The organism is Rudaeicoccus suwonensis, assembly GCF_007829035.1.
In the GTDB taxonomy this organism is placed as follows: Bacteria; Actinomycetota; Actinomycetes; order Actinomycetales; family Dermatophilaceae; genus Rudaeicoccus; species Rudaeicoccus suwonensis.
The window spans coordinates 1-20,486 of the sequence record NZ_VIVQ01000001.1 but is presented as its reverse complement, the minus strand read 5'-3'; the positions used below and the strand labels follow the sequence as shown (position 1 = coordinate 20,486).

The window sequence follows — 20,486 nt, the reverse complement described above, 5'->3', positions numbered from 1 at the left end:
TCACCTCGAAAAACACAGGAAGTACATCAGGGCAACGTTGCAGATCCAGAGAGGAATCGCCGTCGGAAGTTGCGCCTTGATCGGGCCGTATTGATCTTTCAGTTCGAGCAGCGCAGCGGGCACAAGATTGAAGTTCGCCGCCATCGGTGTGATGAGCGTTCCGCAGAATCCGGCAAGCATGCCGATGGCGAAGATCGGGGCCGGGTGACCGTGATACTGCTGCACCAGAATCGGCCAGCCCACCGCTGCCGTCATGACAGGGAAGGCCGCGAAGGCGTTGCCCATGATGACGGTGAACACCAGCATCCCGAGGCAGTAGACGATCACTGCCGCCAGCAGAAAGTGCTTGGGCAGCACCGAACCCGTTATCTTCCCAACGGCTTTGCCGACTCCGGCCGCGGTGAACAGGATCCCGAGCGTGGCGAGGTACTGCGGCAGAATCGCGGCCCAGCCGATGTGACCGAGCAGCCGGTCGCTCTCCCGGAATGGCGTCGCCGGGCTCTTCACCTTGAACAGCACCATCGCGACGAAGAGTGCGACGACGGATGCAACCCCCAGGCCGATGATCGTTGCGGACGAGTCTTCCAACAGGAGCTGCTTGCCGATGTGCACCTTGGACAATGCTGATCCGAAGATCACTGCAATGATCGGGATCAGCAGCGCGGGCAGGAAGAGCTTGTTGCCGAACCTCCTTGCTCCTGCAACCTTTTCGTCATCAGTGACCAGTTCGCGGGTGCCCTTGCCGGGGAATCCCACCCCCGCCAGGACAGCCAGAGCGAGCACGGCGATGCCTTCGACGAAGGCACTGGCACCAGTCTTCTTCACCTGTCCGCCGTAGGCGAAGGTGAACGCGAGGACCGCCCAGAAGGCAGCACCGCCAACATGTTTGCGGTCGGTGCTGTCGGTCAACCGGATGACTGCATTGGCCAGGAACAGCGCGGCTACCAGCCACAGGACCCACTCGAGTTTGATCATCGCAGTGCCGCTTTGCCGTCGATGGCGCCGCCTGCGGCCGCCATACGTGCCAGTTGCCGGTCGAAGCGCAGCATCCGGTAGCCGTGGATCAGGAACGCGCAGATCGCCGTCGGGATCGCCCAGAGCGCCACCTGCAGCGTGTCGAGCGTGAGTCCGTAGGTCGCATCGACGAATCCGGTGATCAGCAGAATCGAACCGACCGCAACGAAGATGTCCTCGCCGAAGAAGACGCCGACAGTGTCAGCGGATGCGGCATACGACCTGGTCTTCTCGCGCATCTGCTCGGTGAGCGGCCCGTGCTCGCGCTCTGCTGCAGCTTCGGCCATCGGCGCCACGATCGGGCGCACTGCCTGGGCGGGTCCACCGATCGACGTCATACCGAGCGCGGCAGTGACTTGGCGGATCAACAGGTATGACGCCAGCAGTCGTCCCGTCGTCAGCCCCCGCAACTTCGCGATGAGCGTGCGCGCCTGCTCCTGCAGGCCATGTCGCTCGATGAGGCCGATGACCGGGAGCACGACGACGAAGACGGTGACCGACCGTGAGCCGGCGAATCCGGAGCCGAACGCCTCGACGATCGCCACCGGACTCAGCCCGGCAATCAGGCCGGCGACGATGCCGGCCGCAGTGACCACGAGCATCGAGTTGAGTTTGAGAGCAAAGCCGACGACTACGACGACGACGGCGAGAAGGACCCACATGCGATAGCTACCACCTCGGCGGGAGACCCGGCGACGCAGCGCCGGTGGGTGTGGCCGAGTGCCTGCACCTGACGAGCGACCTTATGATTGTTGAACAATTATGACAAGGGTTCCCGGGCGGTAAGTTTCTTCTCCCTCACCTGGAGGCGCCATCGACGCTGCTGGCATAGCGATCCAGCAGGTGCCGCTCCGCGCGCATCAGATACTCCTCCAGCACCACAGCGGCACGCACGATCTGTCCGGCCTCGATCAACGTCGCGATCTGCTCGTTGAGGTCCACATACGGCTCGTGCACATCGCGTGCCGAGGCCACGACGACGAACAGCAGGCGCATCTCGGTGAGCAACTGCCGCATGGTCCGGTCGAGCACGTGGTTGCCGGCCAGTGCGACAAGCGCCAGGTGGAAGGCACTGTTGCTGCTGCCGACGGCGTCCCAGTCACCGCACTCAGCGGCGGCTCTTCCGTCGGCCAAAACCGCTCTTATTGAGCCGATTTCAGCCTTCCAGGCATCATCATCGGCATCGTCTCCGTCCGCCTGGAATTGTGCACCGCGCAGTGCTGCCTCACGAAGCGCGCCGCACTCGACGATGCGTCGGGCCTGATAGATGTCACGCGCTTCGCAGACGGACAAGCTGCGCACGAAGACCCCCCTGTTGGGGCGGTGCTCGACCAGATGCCCCTGCGCCAAGACCCGGAAGCCCTCACGCAACGTGTTGCGACTGACTCCGAATCGACGCCCCAGAGTGACCTCGTCGAGACGGTCGCCGGGTCGTAGCCGTCCATCGAAGATCTCCTGTCGCAGTGCCTCCACAAGACCACTGACTGCCATTCCGGCCATAGCCACCTTCTTCGCCTACGGGTTGACACGAGGAGATTCTGTTGAACAATCCTTGCATGAAGATCGATCTCAACGCCGACCTCGGTGAATCCTTCGGTCACTGGATTCTCGGTGATGACGAGGCGATGCTCGACGTGGTGTCCTCGGCGAATGTCGCCTGCGGGTTTCACGCGGGCGATCCGGCCACCTTGGTGCGCTCGTGCGCCGCGGCGGTGGAGCGTGGCGTGATCATCGGTGCGCAGGTCGGTTATCGCGACCTGCCCGGCTTCGGCCGGCGCTTCATCGACGTCGCTCCCGACGAGCTGTATGCCGATGTGCTCTATCAACTGGGGGCTCTCGACGGGATCGCCCGATCGGTCGGAGGCGAGGTGGCCTACGTGAAGCCGCACGGAGCGCTCTACAACGCGATCGTGCACCACACGGAACAAGCACAAGCAGTGGTGAACGCCGTTGCGGCATACGGCAATCGGCGCCGCACCTTGCCGATCCTGGGGCTGCCGGGATCGGAGGTGCTGCGCTTGGCAGAGGTGGCGGGTCTGCGCACTGTCGCCGAGGCCTTCGCCGATCGTGCCTACACGAGCGAGGCGACCCTGGTGTCGCGGCGGGAGCCCGGCTCGGTGCTGCACGATGCGGCCGATGTGGCGCGGCGGGTCGTGCGCCTGGTGACGACTGGCGAACTGACCGCGATCGACGGATCCACCATACGGATGACCGCAGATTCTGTTTGTATCCATGGGGATTCACCGGATGCGGTCGGTATGGCCCTGGCCGTGCGCGCCGCTCTGACCGACGCCGGCATCGAGATCACGCCCTTCGCCGCCGCGAGCGCGGGCTGACCGCCGTGCGGATGCTGCCGTGCGGCGACCGGGCGCTGCTCGTCGAACTGCCGGACGAGGCCACCCGGCGCGCCTGGGATGCGGCCCTGCGGGTCGCACGCCGGTCGGCACCACTGGCCGGCGCCGTCGTCGAGCAGGTGCCCGCGGCACGCACGGTGCTCGTGCGCGTGCATGACGCATCCCAACTGGCGCTCGTTCAAGACGCGTTGACATCCATCGATGCCGGGGCATCTCACGCACACGTCGCCACCCAGGACGACGTGCTCGTCATACCGGTGCGTTACGACGGTGACGACCTGGCGACCGTGGCCGACCTTTTCGGCCTGAGCATGGAGGGGGTCGTGAGCTGGCACACCGGCGACCTGTGGCGGCTCGACTTCGCGGGATTCTCCGCCGGCTTCGGATATCTGTTGCAGGACAACGTGATCGACCCTCGTCAGGTGCCGCGACTGGAGTCTCCACGCGTGCGCGTGCCTGCGGGCTCGGTAGCGCTCGCCGGGGCCTGGACCGGCATTTATCCGACTGCCACCTCGGGCGGCTGGCAACTGATCGGCCACACCGAGATGCCGATGTGGGACGCCGCCCGTCAGCCGCCCGCATTGCTGACGCCGGGCCGCGCGATCCGATTCGAAGCCGTGCGATGAGTCTGCAGGTGCTGCGGGCAGGGCCGCTGGCGACGATCCAGGATCTCGGCCGGCCAGGTCATGGCGAGGTCGGAGTGACCCCCGGCGGAGCGGCCGATCGCGCCGCCGTCATCGCCGCAAATCGCCTGGTAGGCAATGAGATCAGCGCTGCCGGCATCGAATTGCTGATGGGCGGACTGACCGTGCGCGCCACCAGCCGCCGGCTGGTCGCAGTAACCGGTGCACCTGCCGAGGTGCGCGTCGACGGTCGGCCGGTTGCCTTCGGTGCAGCCCTGACCATGCGCGCCGGTGAGACCCTTTCGATCGGTGTGCCGCAGGTCGGTTTGCGCACCTACCTGGCCGTGCGCGGCGGAGTTCAAGCCCCGCTTTTGTACGGAAGCGCAGCGTCTTCACCCGCGGCCGGTCTCGGACCGGCGCCACTTGCACCCGGTGATCACCTGTCGATCGGAGAGGCGACGAATTCGCCTCAACCGCAGGCGTTTCAGCCCGGACGATGGATCGGCGACGTGGAGGTCGGCGTCATACTCGGGCCGAGGGACGACTGGTTCACGCACGTCGCGATCGACATACTGACGCACTCGGCATGGTCTGCGACGGGCGAGTTGGACCGGGTCGGCATCCGGCTCACCGGGCCGACGCTGCAACGCGCACGCTTCGATGAACTGCTGAGCGAGGGCATGGTCCGTGGCGCAATCCAAGTGCCGCCGAACGGCCAACCCCTCGTATTCCTCGCCGACCATCCGACGACTGGTGGCTACCCCGTGATCGCGGTCGTGCGCGACTCCGACGTCGACCGCCTGGCGCAAGTGCGCCCCGGCGACCGCGTGAGATTCCGCACCAGCTGATGGTGTTCGCGCCCCGGCGACCGGGTGAGATTCCGCACCAGCTGACCGTGTTCGCGCCCCCGCGATCTCTGGTGGGGCGGTCCGGCGTCCTTGCCGTTTGTATGACGCGCGCCGTCACTGTGGACCGCGCACTGCCTTGTATGACGCGCGGCGTCGCTGCGGGCACTCCAGCCGAGGACTGCAGTGATCCGTGTGGCACGAAATCGCCCCCAGTGAAAGCCACTGGCACGGAAGCGCCCATTGTGAACGCCACTGGCACGGAATGGCCTTCGGCAACTGCACATCGGGGCACGCCCGTGACACTCACGCCACACCGCAGCACGCCCGTGACACTCGCAGCGTTCCCACGGCTCGCCCGCCGTTACTTGATCGAACCGGCGGTCAGTCCGCCGACCACTCGTCCTTCGATGGCCGCGAACAGGATGATGACGGGCACGGTCGCGATCACCGAACCGGCGAACAGGTGACCCCAGTCGATGGAGTACTGCCCGATGTAGTTGTTGATCGCGACGGTCAGCGGGGTGTTGCCCGAGGACTGCCCCAGTGTGAGGGTCAGCGCGACGATGAATTCGTTCCACGCCGCGATGAAGGTGAAGATCAGCGCGGTCATGATGCCGGGCATCGCCAACGGCAGGGTGATCCGCCCGAGCGCCCCGAGCCGGCTCGACCCGTCGACCATGGCCGCTTCCTCCAGCTCGGCCGGGATCGACGAAAAGTATGCCGTCAGAATCCAGATCGCGAAGGCCATGTTGAATCCGCCGTTGATCAGGATCAGCGACACCAGCGGTGGCAGGTTGAACTGGATGAATTCCCGCTGTATGCCGACCAGCATCGCGGCCGGCTGGAACATCTGCGTGGCCAGCACCATGACCAGGAAGAGCATCCGCCCACGGAATCGGCGTCGTGCGCAGTAGTACGCCGCCGGCACCGCGACGAGCAGCACCAGCACGGTCGCGCCACCGGCGACGATGAGGCTGGCGCCCAGGTTGCTGCCGAAGCCGGTGCTCCAGATCGAGGTGAAGTTGGAGAAGTCGAAGTGGTCAGGCAGCAGCGTTGGTGCCGAGATGTCCGACGCCGGTCGCATGGCGGTCAGCACCATGAAGACATACGGCAGCACGAAGACGAGAGCAACGGCATACGCGATGACGGACAGGATCAGCTTGCGCGTCGTGATCGGCGCACGTGGGCGCCGAACACGCTTGGGCGGCAACGATTCTCCGGACAACGTCTCGGCGGGCAGAGGTTCTGCGATGGAGCTCATCAGTCGACCTGGTCCTTCCATTTGGCGACCTTGAGGAACACCAGGGCGACGATGACCACGATCGCGAAGTTGATGACCGACAGCGCCGCGGATTCACCGATGTAGCTCTGCTTCAGGATGAACATGAATGTCGTCGTGGTGCTGGTCGAGTAGCCGGGGCCGCCGCGGGTCATCTCCCAGATGATCGGGAAGGAGTTGAACACGTTGATGACGTTGATGAGGGTGGCGACGATCAGCGCTGGGCGCAGCAGCGGCAGGGTGATCGAGCGGTAGATCCGCCACGGGCTGGCGCCGTCGACGCGGGCCGCTTCGTAGACCGCGGAGTCCATCGTCTGCAGCCCGGCGAGGATCGCGTAGGTCGAGAACGGCAGCGACACGAAGACGGCGACCGCCATCATCCAGACGAATGCCGCGACCGGCCGACCCAGCCAATCTGCTTGATCTGTGCCGAGATTCACCAGACCCAGGTCGTGCAGTATGACGTTGACGACGCCGTTCTGAGCGTTGAGCGCCCACCGGAAGATCAGTGACGTCATCATCACCGACGCGCCCCACGGCGCGATCAGGGCCCACCGCGCAACCCGGCGGCCAGGAAACGCCTGGTTGAACAACTGCGCCAGCAACAGTGAGACGACCATCGTGACGACCACGACGCCCACCACCCAGACGGCAGTGCGCATGAGCACGCCAGGGAGCGCGATCTCCTGAAAAAGCTCTCGGTAGTTGCCCAGGCCCGCTGATCCGAGGTTGAAGCCGTCCGGGCTGATGTTGAGCGTGGATGTCGTGGCCATCACCACGACGGGCCAGATGACGACGCCGATGATCAGCGCGGCGGCCGGGCCCACCCACAGCAGCGGCGTGAACCGCCGCAGTGGGTTGGCCCGTGGGACGTTGGTGCTCACTGACTCTTGGTGGCGGTCTGCTGGATCTGGTCGAGCACCGACTTGGGGTTGCCCGTCAACGCCGTGCCGATCGTCTGCTGGATCTGCGTCTTGGTGTTGGCCCAGCTGGTCGTGCTCGGGTACTGCACCGACTGCGGCAATGCCTTGAGGAAGGGCCCGAAGATCGGGTCGGACGACAGCGCCTGGGTCGCGGAGGTCGTGGCCGGCAGCAGGTCGTATTCCTTGTCGAACTGCAGCTGGTACTTGTCCTGGTAGGCGAAGTCGAGGAAGGCCTTGATGGCGGCCTGGTGACCGTTGGCGTTGAACGCCGCGACGTTGTCACACACACCGAGGGTGGTGTTGAGCGGACCGTTCTTGCCGGGGATCTGCACGGAGGCCCAGTCGCTGCTGGTCAGCTTGCCGCCGCTGTTGATGATCGGGATCAGCGCCGGCGAGCCGTTGATCATGCCGATCGTGCCGGACGCGAACTGCTGCCACAGGTCGGTGCGGTTCTTGGAGGCTGGGTTCGGCTCGGTGACGCCTGATGCGACGAAGCTCTTGAGGAAGTCCAGTGTCTGCACGTTCTGCGTGCTGTTGATGTCGTACTGCCCCGAGGCGTTCTGGTAACCGCCGCCGTTACCGAGGAACCACAGCAGTGCCTCGGCCTGGGCCTCCTCCGGCCCCAGCGGCAGGCCGTAGCCGACATTGCCGGTGGCCTTGATCTTGGTCGCGTCGGTTTGTACCTGCGCCCACGTGGTCGGCGGCGTGGTGATGCCCGCCTCGGCGAAGAGCTTCTTGTTGTAGAACAGCGTGCGGCTGCTGGTGGTCCACGGCATGCCGTATTGCACACCGTCGTAGCTGCCCTGATTCTTGAAGACCGGCAGCAGGTTGTCCGGGTTGCTCAGCACCTGGTCGGCGGAATAGAGCAGCTTCTCCTGCGCGTAGTTGGCGAAGTAGTCACCCTCGGTGATGTCGGGGTACTGGTGGTTCTGGATCATCGTCTGAACCTGGTTGTCGAAGTCGTTCCAGTTGATCGCGGTCACGTTGACCTTGATCTTGGGGTTCTGCGCTTCGAACGCGGTGATGATGCTCTGCCAGTACTTGCTGCTGGTGTTGCTCGGGCCGGTGCCGTAGTCGGCGACCACGAGTTTCAGCGTGGTCACCCCGCCGGGACCGGTGCCGGCAGACGTGCTTTTGGTCCCGCCGCCTCCCGCACATGCGGTCAGGGCGAGCGATCCGACGCCGGCGATGGCCAGCGATGCGATGAGTTTGCGCGACATGGGTTCTTCTTTCCGGTTTGAGCGTGCCACCGGAGCACCCGGGTGGATGCAGGCGACACTACTGGCGATCACAAGATTGGTCTAGACCATTTATCAACTGTTTACCGGCTGTCAGTTCTTTTCGTCCGGCCCGAGCTGTATGCCGCAGCGCGGTCACGAACGGCGGACTTCGAGGTGCGCGACAAAGACGACACCGTCGCCACGCATCCACGTCGTCCCCCACTCGACCGGCGTGCCGCGCTTGTCGAAACTGTGACGACGCACCACCAGCAACGGTGCGCCAACGTCGAGATCCAGCAGTCCGGCCACCCGGGGCGTGGCCGGCTCGATCTGGATGGTCTCCTCGCCGCGGGTGAGTTCGACGTCATACTGCTCGCCCAGCAGCGAGTGCAACGAGCCGACCGAGCGGATTCGACGGCTGAGCCCGGGGAACCGATCCGCTGACAGCACAGAGGTTTCCACACACATCGGCACGCCGTCGGCGATCCGCAACCGGTCCAGTCGATAGACCGGATCACCTGGCTCGACCGCAAGACGTTCGGCGACTTCGGCATTCGCGCGCTCGCGTTTCGTGCCGATGGTCTGCGAGGTCGCGACCATGCCGTTGGCGGCGGCCTGCTCGGTGAAACTGGCCAGATAGAGCGGCCAGTTCATCTTGCCGTCGGCGACGAAGTTGCCCGCGCCCTGGCGGCGCACGATGCGACCCTGGACGACGAGCTCGTTGATGGCCTGACGCACGGTGGTGCGCGACGTCGAACACTGTTGCGCCAGAGCACGTTCCGTCGGTAGCGCGGCGCCGGCGCCAAGTTCGGCGATGATGTCGAGCAGCAGATGCTTCACTGCGACATACTTCGGCTCGGGCACGTGGGGTTCGATGGCCACGATCACATCCCTTCGGCCGACTCGACGACTGGTCGCCGAAGTCAACCACGGGATCTGCGATTGGTCTAGACCAACTACTGCGCTTTCGTGTCACTCGCACCGCCCCGGGGCGCCCACGTGTCACTCGCGAGCACCCACACTCACCACTGGCACGCTAGGGCATTGCACGCTCACCACTGGCACGACAGCGCCCTCAACGCACGCGACTGGCACGGAACTGCCCTCAATCCCGCCGCCCCGCGGCACCTGCGTGACACTCGCGCCGCAGCAGGGCACGTCCGTGACACTCACGACATCCCAGGGCGCATGCGTGACACTCGCGCCGCAGCGGGCACGCACGTGCCACTCGCGACCACCACTGACACGACAGCGCCCCCGATCCACGCCACTGGCACGCAACTGCCCTCAACACCGCCACCCCAGGGCGCGTCCGTGACACTCGCGGCGTGGCGCACGATGCACCACCACTTAATCAACCACTGGCACGCCAGCGCCCCCGGCGCATGCCATTGGAACGCAATTGCCCTCAACACCGCCACCCCAGGGCGCGTCCGTGACACTCGCAGCGTTCCCGGGCGCATGCGTGACACTCGCGCCGGTTGCGTCAGTCACTGGAGCGGATCGGGTCGTAGGACGCCCGGCGGGCTGCTCGACGCAACACCGCCAGCACCGCCGGACCGAAGGTGATCAGCGCGATCGTGTCGGTGATCGCGCGCCCAGTGTCCCAACCACCGGTGGAGGTCAGCAACGTGAAAATCAGGAACCGGTGCAGGTTTTCGAGGATGGGCGCGCCCGCGGCATACGAGATCTGACCGGAGTAGTAGGGCACGTCGGCACCGGTGATGAACGGCCAGAACCACAGGTTCATCAGCGCGCCGAACAGATAGGCGACCACGATCCCGTAGCCGATCAACATCGCCAGCTCCCGCTTGCCGCGCACGCGTCGCGGCAACAGACCGGCGCCGAGCCCGATCCATCCAGAGCACAACATCTGAAACGGCAGCCATGGGCCGACACCCGCGGTCAGCAGCGCCGACGCGAACAGCGACGTGCAGCCCAGCACGAACCCGAAGCCTGGACCGAAGACCCGCCCGGCCAGAATCAGCAGGAAGAACACCGTCTCGATCCCGGCCACACCGGCACCGAGCGGACGCAGGGCGGCATCGACCGCCGACAAAACGCCGAGCATCGCGAGCGCCTTGGAATCCATGCCGCCTTCGGAAATCTGGGCGAGCACGATCAGCACGAGCACGGGCAGCACCGCGACGAAGATGTATGGCGCATCGGCCCCGTGTTGCAGACCGGATGGTTTGACCCGCACCAGCAGCGGCCAAAAGAACATCATCACTCCGGCGACCGAGGTCAAGCTCAGCGCGATGATCGAGCGTTTGCCCAGTCGGACGGCCGAACCGTCAAGCGCGGCAACAAAGTCCGGCAACCGATCGCCGAGGCCACCGCCGCCCGGCCACCCCGCTTCCGCGTCCGTCTTCGCGTCCGTCTTCACGTCCGACAACGGCGACCGTACCGACGCCGACGCCGACACCTGCGGCTGCGGCTGCGGCTGCGGCTGCGGCTGCGGCTGCGGCTGCGGCTGCGGCTGCGGCTGCGGCGACTGTGCCGACGGCGACAGCCCCGAACTCATCGACACCCGCGACCCGTCAGACACGCGCACCCGCCAGCCCGGCCTCGACCTGATCGACCGTCAGCCACGGTTGCGGCGCGAGCACCTTGGCCACCTGCGGCGCGAAGATCGGCGACGACGCCACCACTTCGGCGGTCGGCCCGTCGGCGATGAGTTCGCCCTCGGCCAGCACCATCACCCGATCAGCGACCTGCGCGACGAACTCCACGTCGTGCGTTGCGACCATGATCGAATGCCCTTGCTGAGCAAGCAGATCCAGCTGATTCACCAGCTGCGCCTTCGCGCTGTAGTCAAGCCCGCGCGTCGGTTCGTCGAGCAGCACCACCTTCGGCCGAGCCGTCAGCTGCACCGCCAGCACCAGCGCCAACCGCTGACCCTCGGACAGGTCCCGAGGGTGCTGCTCCCCGGGTATGCCGGGGACCAGGTCGTCCAACAACGCCCTGCACGTACCACCGACCGCACCCGCGGACAGGTCAGCCGCCCGGCACTCGGCGGACACCGTCTCCAGATAGAGCAGATCCGAGGCCGACTGCGGCACGAGCCCGACGCGCGCGCGGGCCTTGTCCGCCGACAGCGCGGCGGGATCGCGTCCATCCACCTCGACCGAGCCGCTGTGCCGCTTCAGCGAACCCTGCAAGGCCCACAGCAGTGAGGACTTGCCGGAGCCGTTGCGGCCCATCAGGGCAGTGACCGTGCCGCGCTGCAGGTCCGCACTGACCTCGCGCACGGCCACCTTGTCGCCATACGCGACGGTGACCTTGTGGGCACGCAAGGCGACCGATCCGTCGCCGCTGCGGCTGCGTCTCCGCGGCTCACGGCCGGCGAGTATGTCGCGGGCGGGTCCGGCGCATCGCCGTGCGTCGCGGACCGACAACGGCAGCGGGTGCCAGCCGAGCAGCCGTCCCAGTTGGACGACCGGAGGCGCCACCGGCGACTGCGCCATCAACTGCGCTGGCGGACCAGTCAGCACGTTCCGGTCGCCGGTGACGACAACGAGCGAATCGGCATACTGCACAACGCGTTCCATCCGGTGCTCGGCGATGACGACGGTCGTCCCGAGGTCGTGCACGAGCCGCGTGACGGCTGCCAGCACATCTTCGGCGGCGGTCGGGTCGAGCGCCGAGGTCGGCTCGTCGAGCACGAGCACCCGGGGGCCTGCGGTGAGGGCGCTGCCGATGGCGACACGCTGCTGCTGGCCACCGGACAGCGTGTGCAGTGGGCGTGCCCGCAGCTCCGCGATGCCGAGCAGGTCGAGCACCTCCTCGACCCGTTTGCGCATGGTGCTCGGCGCAACGGCCAGCTGCTCCATCGAGTAGGCGAGTTCCTCCTCGACGGTGTCGGTGACGAATCCAGCGAGTGGGTCCTGCCCGACGCGCCCCACGACGTCAGCCATCTCGCGCGGCGGGTGGGTGCGGGTGTCGTAGTCGAAGACGGTCACCCGCCCGCGCAGCCGCCCACCGGTGAAGTGCGGGACCAGCCCGTTGATCGTGCCGAGCAAGGTCGACTTGCCGGCGCCGGTGCTGCCGACGACGAGCACGAGTTCACCTTCGGGAATGCTCAGATCGACGTCCGACAAGGCATCCTCGGTCGCACCGGAGTAACGCACCCCGACCTGCTCGAGGCGAATCATGCGGCGACTCCGATCTCTTGCGGCACAACGGTTTCCGGACTTGAGCTCGTCGACATCGGCGCGTGCGGAGCAATCCACGCGGGCAGCATCGCAACGAGCGCGGCCAGCAGCGGAAGGGTGTCGATGACCGGCCATTCCAACGGCTGCAACGTCGGCACGAGGTGCGCCGGCTGCCACTGCTTTGCGGCATACATCAGCACGACCGTGCCGAGCCCGCACGCCCCGACGAGAACGGCGGTGAGGTCGATCGGGTCAGGCCGGTATCGGGTGGTGCGCACCCGGGTGCTGGCCACGAACAGTCCGCTGCAGCCGAGGACCAGCCCGCCGATGAGCGCGGGCCATTTCAGCCAGAAGTTCGGGTCCGGGCCGAGCATGTTGTACGCACCGATGCAGACACCGATCATGCCCACGATCGTCAAGGCGCCGGTGATTGCACCAGCGCGTGCACCGTCGCGACCGTGCCGGCCGTAGCCGCGCGAGTCCATCGCCGCGGCGAGCAGCAGTGAGCGGTCCAGGGCATCGGCGAGCACCGGTATGACGACCGCCCGCACCGCGTGCCGTTTGCCCAGACCACCACGCAGGCGTCTCGCCCGACGCACCCGCTGCACACTCTCGGCCAGCTGCGGGAAGACCGAAACCGCCACAATGACAGCGGTTCCCACGTCATACAGCCCGTTGGGGACTGCCTTGAGCAAGCGCTTCGGGTTGGCGAGCGCATTCGCGGCACCGACGCACAGCACCATCGCCGCCAACTGCAGCCCGTTATAAAGACCACCGAGCACCGACTGCGCCGAGACGGTGCCGAACAGTCGGATGCCGGCCGCCCACTGCGGCAGCGGAATGTCCGGCAGTCGCAGCAACACCGTGGTGCCCTCGCCTCCGCCGAAGACGATGCGGAAGAACACGCGCAGCACCACAATCGTCGCACCGAGCATGACGTAAAGACGGAAGGACCGTGACCAGGGCGCGTCGCCACGACGGCGCAGCACCACGCACGTCGAGGCCGCCATCAGCAGGAGCAGCAACAACGGGTTCGTCGTCCAGGTGGCCGCGACCGCGACGCTGATCGCCCACACCCACCACGCCACCGGATGGATGTTGCGTGGCAACCGCGAAAAGCGCAGCCACCGGCCGATTTCGGCGAGCACCGGCATGACCGTTCAGTGCCCGCGGCGGCGGATCAGCGTGCCGATGCCGGCGACCACCAGGAATGCGAGCACCCCGGCGCCGATGAGCGTGGGCAGGTTGAGACTGGTCGACTGCTCCTTGGCGACCTGCTGGTTCAGCGCGTTGGAGTTGACGATCAGCCCCTGATTCTTGGCGTTCTGTGCCGCACCCGCGGCTGCGATGGCGGCGGACTGCGAGGGGTTGACCTTGGATTCGGCGGCTTGCTGGCTGGCCGGCTCATGCGCAGCCAGGCTCGATGGCAGAGCCGTCGAGCCGGTGTTCTGAGCCGGAGCAGTCGCCTGAGTGGTGCCGCCACCACCGCCACCGTTGTGGGGCGCGGTCGTGCTCGTCGTGGTCGGGGTGGGCGTCGGGCTCGACGTCTGAGGACGCACCGGGGCAATGCGCGGCGGCGGGTTGCTCCCGGCCGTGGCGTTCAGGGAGAACGACCAGCCCTCGAAGCCGCCCTTGATCGCGGAGCGATTCGTCACACCGAACTGGCTGTAGGTCCAGGTGCCGCCGTTGGGCGCGAACCAGTACGACCAGTAGGCCGAGGCCGGCGGGGTGTTGACGCACGCCTCTTTGTATGACGGGTCGCCGGTGACCGGAAGCGTTTGCGTGGCCGACGGCTTGTTGAACAACCGGCAGATGAAGGCGTCGCCCCAGCGCGCGACTCCGGCATACGGCACGCCTGCGTTCTGCAGGGCGTCCAGGCCGGTGCCGCCGGCCGGGATCGAAGGCGCGCAGCGGACGACGACTCCGCCACCGAGCTGCTGGAAGTCGACCACGACGGTCACGCCGGTGGAGGTGGTGCAGAAGCCGTTGTAACCGGCTGCCAGCGCCTGCGGTGCGGTGGCAACGCCGAGGGTGCCGGTGGCGCCGAGCGCCAGCGCGACTGCCGCGGTGGATCGGGCAAGACGCCGCATCTCAGTCCTCCTTCTTCAGCAGACGTGGGGTCACCAGCAACGCGCCGGCGGCGAGCGCACCGATGACGATGGCGATCGTGAGCGGCCACTCGTTCGTGCCGCCGTGAGCCGAACTCGGCGACCCGAGGGCGGCCACGTCGGCCTGGCCGGTGGCCCGCGGAGTGCTCGTCGAACTCGCGGGCGGTATGACGGAGGCAGAGGTCGTTGCCGAGGCCGTCGCGGTTGGCGCAGCATCGCCGGTCGCGCCCTGCGGCGCAGCTCCGGCGATCAGATTCGAGCCGGCCAAGCCCGCCGCAGCGCCTCCACCACCGGAGCCACCGACCACGACACCGGCAGCGGACGTCGCGCTGGACGCTGCGGTCGGGCGCACAGCCGTGGCAGCCGGACTCGCAGGCAATGTCGGCTTCGGCGTCGTGGTGTGCGAGGGCGTCGGCTTCGGCGAGCGCTTGGTCGGAGTGGGTGTGGGCGTGGGAGTGGGTTTCGTCGGACTGACAGTGCTGACCAGGTCGATGAAGGGCACGCGAGCGAACGCGAAGATCGCCTGCGGCGTCGCGCGCTGCCAGACCCCGACCATGCTGCCGATACCGCTCTTCAGCGCGGCGGCGAACGTCGGCTGGTCGTAGGCGATCGCACCGGCGTCCGCAGCCAGCGGCGTGCCCTTGATGCGGGGCTCCATCGCCTGCACCGTGGTCATCCACGCGCCGGCTTTTGCTGCTGCGTGAATCTCACCGGCTGCCTGCAAGGTCGCTGCGGCCAGCCCGGTGCTGTTGCTGTTGGGTGACTCGGTCGAGACGCCGCCACCAAAGCTGCCGTTCGCCTTCTGCGCCGACACAAGGAAGGCCGCGCCGCGGGTGATCGCGCTCTGCGGCACGCTCAGCCCGGCTGCCTTCGCCGCCATCAGGGCCTGCAACCCCATCGAGGTGCCGTCATTGTCCGGCTGGGCGTTGCCGCTGGGTCGAGCCGCGTTGCAGCTGAGGTTGTCGTTGTAGAACATCCGGAAGTAGCCGGCGCTGCACTGCTGGGTGAGCAGGAAGTTCACGGCATCCTGCACGACGGCCCGCTTGGTCGTCTTCTGCTCGTTCATGCCGACGAAGCCGAGCACGGCCAGCGACTGACTGAAGAGGTTCGAGCTGTCCGGGCCGTCGGCGGCCGGATCCTGTAGTCGGCCGTGCTCAGGACCGGGTTTCTGGTTCACCAGCGCGAGAGTTTGATCGAGGATGTTGAGCTTGTAGCCGCCAGGCTGAGTCAGGACCGGACTCACGCCCGCGGTCGCAGCGGCAAAGAGCACCTTCGCCGACGCGCCGGCCGTGATGTAGGTGACTCCGCTGTAGACCTGCGGCCCGGCATACGCCTGCGCGTGCGAGGAGATCGCCGACCAGGTCTTGGCCAGCTGCGCCTTCGGTGCGCCGGCCGCCTTCATCGCCCAGTAGGTGTCGATGGTGAGGCCGACGTCCGGCGAGCCGGGTGCGAAACCGGGCATCGCGCCGGTGCTGTCGAGTTGGCTGCGCAACCAGGTGCTTGCCGCGGTCGCAGCGACCGGATTGCCCGGAGCGGTCGCCAGAGGCGAACCACCCACTGCGGCATACGAACTCGGGGCATGGGCCAGACCCGTGCCGGCGCACGCGGTGAGCACCCCGGCGGTCGCGGCGAGCAGCCGCCTGTTGATCGGCACCTGCATGGTGGGGACTCCTCCGGTATGACGGATGGACCCCAGCTGAACCGGCCACCGACGCATGCGACGGTTGTGCGGTTTCGGCGCGACTGCAGTCCACGACAGCCTGTGATTGCCCGAGCGGCATCAGGCATTCCGGCTCACCACGCTGGGCGTGGACCACGGCTGCGGGACAGCGCCGGAATCGAACCGGCTTCCCCTGATGAATCTCGACGGCGTGAGCGCAGATGCCTCCCGCCGAGGCAGACCTTAACACCGCCGGACGACGGGCACAGGTTTCGATCTCGGTCAGCGTTCGCTGTTCACCTGCGGTTGTCACAGCACATGCCTATGGTGAGTTCTCGGGCGCAACGGCGCCGTCCACATCGAAATGGCGGCGACGCGACCGAGCACCGTCATACAGGAGGAGATCCGTCGTGACCCGAGTCCGAGTCGACCTGAACATCTCACTGGACGGGTACAGCCCGGCGCCGGGGACGTCGCCGGACAACCCGATGGGCGAGGACTGGGGGCCGTTGGTGCAGGCGTACACCGCCACCCGCACCATGCAGTCGCGCGTGTTCGGTGACACCACCGGCCGGGGCACGACCGGGATCGACGACCGGTATGCCGCAGCGCATTTCGACGGCATCGGCTCACAGATCATCGGCGCTGCGATGTTCGGCCTGCACTCCTTCCCCGACGATCCGGAGTGGAAGGGCTGGTGGGACGACGAGCCGCCGTTCCGCACTCCCGTATACGTGCTCACGCACACCGCGCCGCGGCCGTCGCTGGTGATGAAGGGCGGCACGACCTTCCACTTCCGCAATGCGCCGATCGAAGATGTGCTGGCCGAAGCCGTTACTGCCGCTGGTGGTCTGAACGTGTGCGTCGGCGGCGGCATCGGTGTCGCGCGCGACTTCCTGCGTGCCGGCCTGGTCGACGTGCTGCACGTTGCGATCGCGCCGATCCTGATCGGGCACGGCAACCGCGTGTGGGACGACCTGCGCGGACTCGAGACCACACACTCGGTGATGAGCGAGGTCGCGGAGAGCGGCACCATCCACGTGACCTTCACGCGATAGGAGATTCAGCAGAAATTAGCGTGGGCGTCGTGCACAGGCTGGCTTCCGAGTGCTTGTCGCTCGCGCACGACTGTGGCGACCGTCGGGCGAGCGCTCGACGTGAAGAACCCTGGGCGTTCGGGTAACTATACCTCTCCGCCGGCAGCGGAGAGGTATAGTTACGTGAACTGAAAGGAGATGGTCGCCATGGTCCTCGCCGTCGAGGCACCGCCCAACGAGACCGAGATTCTCCGTAAGGCTGTCGCCGGACTGACGGAACGGCTACCTGCGCGTTGGGCACTCCAAACCTTCGATCCAACGGACCTGCTCGGACGACGCGCCGATGCTGCCTTTCGGATCACCGCACCCGACGGGCGCACTGCCACACTCGCGGTACAGGTGAAGGGGACCGTCGAGGGTCGAGATGTTCCAGGGCTGGCAGAGCAGTTCGCCGGCTCCGCGAAGCTTGTGCCAAACGCACAGCCGCTCGTGGCGGCGCGATATCTCACTCCTCAGGTTCGTGCCCAACTTTCAGGGGCTGGGTTGAACTACCTCGACGCGACGGGCAACGTCCAGCTGTCGCTCAGCGACCCGGGCCTGTTCCTGTCCGACAAGGGGTTGGACAAAGATCCATGGCGCGGGCCAGGTAGGCCTAGGGGAACTCTTAAAGGTGAGCCCGCCGCCCGAGTCGTGAGGACGCTTGCCGACTTCGGAGGTGCGTGGAAGGTCCGCGAACTCGTCGGAGTAGCTCGCGTTTCGACCGGAGCCGGATACCGGGTCATCGACTTCTTGGAACGAGAAGGCCTCGCCATACGTGGCGAATCGTCGACCATCTCCGTCCCCGACTGGCGGGCACTTCTCCGGCGATGGAGCCAGGACTACAGCTTCGCGGACAACGCGCGAACAAGCCGATGGATTGCGCCCCGGGGTCTCGATGATCTGCAGAAGCGTGCGGCTACTTCCGACGGACCGACCTATGCGATGACGGGCACACTGGCCGCGGCCGAGTGGGCCGCCTATGCGCCCGCCCGCTCCGCGATGATCTACACCGTCAACGCGGATGAAACCGCCGCTGCGTGGGGGCTCCGCCCCACCGAAGCCGGAGCGAACGTCGTGCTTGCTGAACCCGACTTCAACATCGCGTACGAGCGAAGCCTCACCACCTCGACCGGCCTTCAGATCGCAGCTCCGACACAGGTGGTCGTCGATCTGATGACGGGGCCGGGTCGCAGCCCGGCTGAGGCGGAGCACTTGTTGCAGTGGATGGAGAAAAATGAACGATCGTGGCGAAAGTGAGATAACCCCGCCCAGCGACCTCTTGGTCGTCGCGCGCACGGTGATGCTCGACGCCCTCGCGGCACTCGCTGATCATCGCGAGGCGGTCGTCGTTATCGGCGCCCAAGCCGTGTATCTCCGCACCTCGACAGCACCCGTAGCCCTCGCAGAAGCCACGAAGGACAGCGACCTCGCGATTGATCCACGCATGCTCGGTGAGGATCCACGCGTCGAAGTTGCGATGCGCTCGGCCGGTTTCGAGCCAAATCCGGACGATGGACAGCCCGGATCATGGGTAAGTCGCCTCGGAGTTCCTGTCGACTTGATGGTCCCCGACGCGCTCGCCGGGACGGGCGGTCGGCGAGGAGCGCGAGTACCGCCACACGACCGGCGAGCCATGAGGCGCGCCCGTGGACTGGAGGCGGCGGTCGTGGATCACAGCATCGAAGAGGTGCGAGCGCTCGATCCTTCCGATACCCGGCGCTTCGATGTCCGGGTCGCCGGGCCAGCCGCTTTGCTTGTCGCCAAGATCCACAAGCTCTCCGAGCGCATCGACACCCCGCACAGGCTGAACGACAAAGACGCGCATGACATGTACCGGATTTTGAGGGCCATAGAAACCGGGGAGTTGGTCGACGGGTTCGAGCGTCTCGCCGCCGACGAAGTCAGCGCCGAGGTAACCGCCGAAGCGCTGTCGCAGATCCAAGACCTCCTGGCGGCCGGCCCCGACGCAACGGTGTCGATGATGGCTGGTCGAGCAGAGGAGGGAATCGGAGAACCCGAGACGGTTTCCGTGGCCACGGCGATACTGGCGCAGGATCTACTTCGAGCACTGCAATGATCATGCCTCGTCAGTGCATTCTGCGGACCGACCGCTTGGTCACCGAGACGTGGCTACCGTCTGACGTCGACGACCTGCTTGCTGTGCACTCTGACGTCGAAACGATGCGCTTCGTTCGCAACGGCAGACCCGAAAGCCGAAGCGAAACAACGGTTCTCATCGACGAATACATCGCCGAGCAGGCCGAGACCGGGTTCACGAAGTGGCGCGTCGCCGATCACACCGGCCGCCTCGTCGGGCGCGCCGGATTCGGCGCGATCGATGGTGGACGGGAGTTGGGCTACACGATTCGGCGGGAACTGTGGGGTCACGGATTCGCCACCGAGATCGCTGCAGGCCTCGTGAAATGGCATCTGGCGAACGCACCTGATGTCCGACTCTATGCCTACGTCGCCGCCGAGAATCCCGCCAGCCGCGCCGTGCTGCAGAAGACTGGCTTCGACCTCATCGGGCGCGAGGTGCAAGCGCAAACGCTCTGCGATCTATTCACTCTCAACGCTGGTGGACATCGCTGCACGGATGAATGATGACCTCATGATCAGAACGGACGGCCGATGAGTTCTAGTCACTCGAGTCGCGAGGTCGGGTCGTGAACCAACGGGTGACTCTCCGACCGACAAGTCAGGCGGAAGCGCATCTCACAACCATCGACGGCATTCGTGTGATCGTGGACGAGGTTGTGATCGAAGACGATGAAGTGTCTGTCGAAGCGCACGGTGAGGCCGGCGACCTTGATGACCGCCTCCGCGAGTGGCAGCACACCTTCGACGAGTGGGAGGCCAATCCTCGATCGGCCACCGGTGAGTTGGACGCACCACCGAAGCGGCCCGGCTACGCGCTCGTGCCCGCGTGGCCGATTGTCGAGATCGCGGGCGACGACTGCGCACCGTTCGGTGCGCATGCAGCGAGCCAAGAGATGCCTTGGGGCGTCGGATGGATCTTCAAATCTGTTGTCGACACACCGGATTGGAGAGTCGTGACGTTGAAGGCGCGCTCCGACGGGAGGTCCATTCCGCTCATTTTGGCCCGACGGGTCGAAATTGACTTCCCACCAAAAGCACGCCGGGTTTCCGGCATCAACCACATGCCGATCTATCTGATCAGTTCTGAGCATCCGTTCACCGTCGATGAATCCGACTACATCGACGAC

The 20,486-nt window shown here is 66.3% G+C and carries 20 protein-coding genes and 1 riboswitch; of the genes, 8 read left to right on the top strand and 12 right to left on the bottom strand.

The genetic code is table 11. The annotated features are described in order from the left end of the window. The 3 genes from BKA23_RS00100 to BKA23_RS00090 all read right to left on the bottom strand — a co-directional run bounded on the left by BKA23_RS00100 (position 1) and on the right by BKA23_RS00090 (position 2,514). Positions 1-975 (bottom strand): DUF979 domain-containing protein, encoded by a 975-nt coding sequence (locus tag BKA23_RS00100; RefSeq protein ID WP_145224378.1) that lies wholly within the window; start codon positions 973-975, stop codon positions 1-3. Continuing rightward, positions 972-1,676, bottom strand: coding sequence for a DUF969 domain-containing protein (locus tag BKA23_RS00095; protein WP_145224376.1), 705 nt, complete (start codon positions 1,674-1,676; stop codon positions 972-974). Before BKA23_RS00095 ends, BKA23_RS00100 begins: the two co-directional genes overlap by 4 nt. 136 nt (positions 1,677-1,812) lie before the next feature. After that, the gene (locus tag BKA23_RS00090) at positions 1,813-2,514 is read right to left on the bottom strand and encodes a GntR family transcriptional regulator (RefSeq protein WP_145224374.1); all 702 of its coding nucleotides are present in this window, start codon (positions 2,512-2,514) and stop codon (positions 1,813-1,815) included. A gap of 56 nt (positions 2,515-2,570) precedes the next feature. Between BKA23_RS00090 and BKA23_RS00085 the strand changes: the two genes are divergently transcribed. The 3 genes from BKA23_RS00085 to BKA23_RS00075 are packed head-to-tail and all read left to right on the top strand — an operon-like array spanning position 2,571 to position 4,839. Beyond that, positions 2,571-3,350: a LamB/YcsF family protein gene (locus tag BKA23_RS00085; RefSeq protein WP_145224372.1), complete on the top strand. Its 780-nt coding sequence runs from the start codon at positions 2,571-2,573 to the stop codon at positions 3,348-3,350. A gap of 11 nt (positions 3,351-3,361) precedes the next feature. Then, a complete protein-coding gene (locus BKA23_RS00080; protein ID WP_211841651.1) occupies positions 3,362-3,994 on the top strand; it encodes a 5-oxoprolinase subunit B family protein in 633 nt (210 codons plus the stop codon). Beyond that, positions 3,991-4,839 carry a 5-oxoprolinase subunit C family protein gene (locus tag BKA23_RS00075; protein ID WP_145224368.1) on the top strand — a complete coding sequence of 283 codons (849 nt, stop codon included), beginning with the start codon at positions 3,991-3,993 and terminating at the stop codon, positions 4,837-4,839. Before BKA23_RS00080 ends, BKA23_RS00075 begins: the two co-directional genes overlap by 4 nt. Positions 4,840-5,200: 361 nt before the next feature. Here the strand turns inward: BKA23_RS00075 and BKA23_RS00070 are convergent, their stop codons facing one another. From BKA23_RS00070 to BKA23_RS00030, 9 genes are all read right to left on the bottom strand, one after another. After that, positions 5,201-6,100, bottom strand: a complete 900-nt coding sequence (locus BKA23_RS00070) for a carbohydrate ABC transporter permease (RefSeq protein WP_145224366.1) — start codon at positions 6,098-6,100, stop codon at positions 5,201-5,203. Next, positions 6,100-7,002 carry a carbohydrate ABC transporter permease gene (locus tag BKA23_RS00065; RefSeq protein WP_211841545.1) on the bottom strand — a complete coding sequence of 301 codons (903 nt, stop codon included), beginning with the start codon at positions 7,000-7,002 and terminating at the stop codon, positions 6,100-6,102. Before BKA23_RS00065 ends, BKA23_RS00070 begins: the two co-directional genes overlap by 1 nt. Then, on the bottom strand, positions 6,999-8,261 hold the full coding sequence (locus BKA23_RS00060; RefSeq protein WP_145224364.1) for an extracellular solute-binding protein: 1,263 nt from the start codon (positions 8,259-8,261) through the stop codon (positions 6,999-7,001). Before BKA23_RS00060 ends, BKA23_RS00065 begins: the two co-directional genes overlap by 4 nt. 153 nt (positions 8,262-8,414) lie before the next feature. Continuing rightward, the gene (locus BKA23_RS00055) at positions 8,415-9,143 is read right to left on the bottom strand and encodes a GntR family transcriptional regulator (protein WP_145224362.1); all 729 of its coding nucleotides are present in this window, start codon (positions 9,141-9,143) and stop codon (positions 8,415-8,417) included. 604 nt (positions 9,144-9,747) lie between these two features. Further along, the gene (locus BKA23_RS00050) at positions 9,748-10,809 is read right to left on the bottom strand and encodes an ECF transporter S component (RefSeq protein ID WP_246104376.1); all 1,062 of its coding nucleotides are present in this window, start codon (positions 10,807-10,809) and stop codon (positions 9,748-9,750) included. Next, positions 10,802-12,415, bottom strand: a complete 1,614-nt coding sequence (locus BKA23_RS00045) for an ABC transporter ATP-binding protein (protein ID WP_145224361.1) — start codon at positions 12,413-12,415, stop codon at positions 10,802-10,804. The genes BKA23_RS00050 and BKA23_RS00045 overlap by 8 nt, the downstream gene beginning before the upstream one ends. After that, positions 12,412-13,569, bottom strand: a complete 1,158-nt coding sequence (locus BKA23_RS00040; protein ID WP_145224359.1) for a CbiQ family ECF transporter T component — start codon at positions 13,567-13,569, stop codon at positions 12,412-12,414. Before BKA23_RS00040 ends, BKA23_RS00045 begins: the two co-directional genes overlap by 4 nt. A gap of 6 nt (positions 13,570-13,575) precedes the next feature. Beyond that, positions 13,576-14,505, bottom strand: a complete 930-nt coding sequence (locus BKA23_RS17540; protein WP_170226302.1) for an ABC transporter substrate-binding protein — start codon at positions 14,503-14,505, stop codon at positions 13,576-13,578. Position 14,506: 1 nt separating this feature from the next. Further along, a complete protein-coding gene (locus BKA23_RS00030) occupies positions 14,507-16,183 on the bottom strand; it encodes a prenyltransferase/squalene oxidase repeat-containing protein (RefSeq protein ID WP_145224357.1) in 1,677 nt (558 codons plus the stop codon). A gap of 102 nt (positions 16,184-16,285) precedes the next feature. Beyond that, positions 16,286-16,424, bottom strand: a riboswitch (cobalamin riboswitch). A gap of 169 nt (positions 16,425-16,593) precedes the next feature. Between BKA23_RS00030 and BKA23_RS00025 the strand changes: the two genes are divergently transcribed. The 5 genes from BKA23_RS00025 to BKA23_RS00005 form a co-directional block, all read left to right on the top strand. Then, entirely contained in the window at positions 16,594-17,241 is a 648-nt protein-coding gene (locus BKA23_RS00025) for a dihydrofolate reductase family protein (RefSeq protein ID WP_145224355.1), read from the top strand. 186 nt (positions 17,242-17,427) lie between these two features. Beyond that, positions 17,428-18,516: a hypothetical protein gene (locus tag BKA23_RS00020; protein WP_145224353.1), complete on the top strand. Its 1,089-nt coding sequence runs from the start codon at positions 17,428-17,430 to the stop codon at positions 18,514-18,516. Next, positions 18,494-19,336 carry a hypothetical protein gene (locus BKA23_RS00015; RefSeq protein ID WP_145224351.1) on the top strand — a complete coding sequence of 281 codons (843 nt, stop codon included), beginning with the start codon at positions 18,494-18,496 and terminating at the stop codon, positions 19,334-19,336. The genes BKA23_RS00020 and BKA23_RS00015 overlap by 23 nt, the downstream gene beginning before the upstream one ends. After that, a complete protein-coding gene (locus BKA23_RS00010; protein WP_145224349.1) occupies positions 19,333-19,863 on the top strand; it encodes a GNAT family N-acetyltransferase in 531 nt (176 codons plus the stop codon). The genes BKA23_RS00015 and BKA23_RS00010 overlap by 4 nt, the downstream gene beginning before the upstream one ends. Positions 19,864-20,015: 152 nt before the next feature. Beyond that, positions 20,016-20,486 (top strand): hypothetical protein (locus tag BKA23_RS00005; RefSeq protein WP_145224347.1); only part of this gene is annotated, 471 nt, incomplete at its 3' end.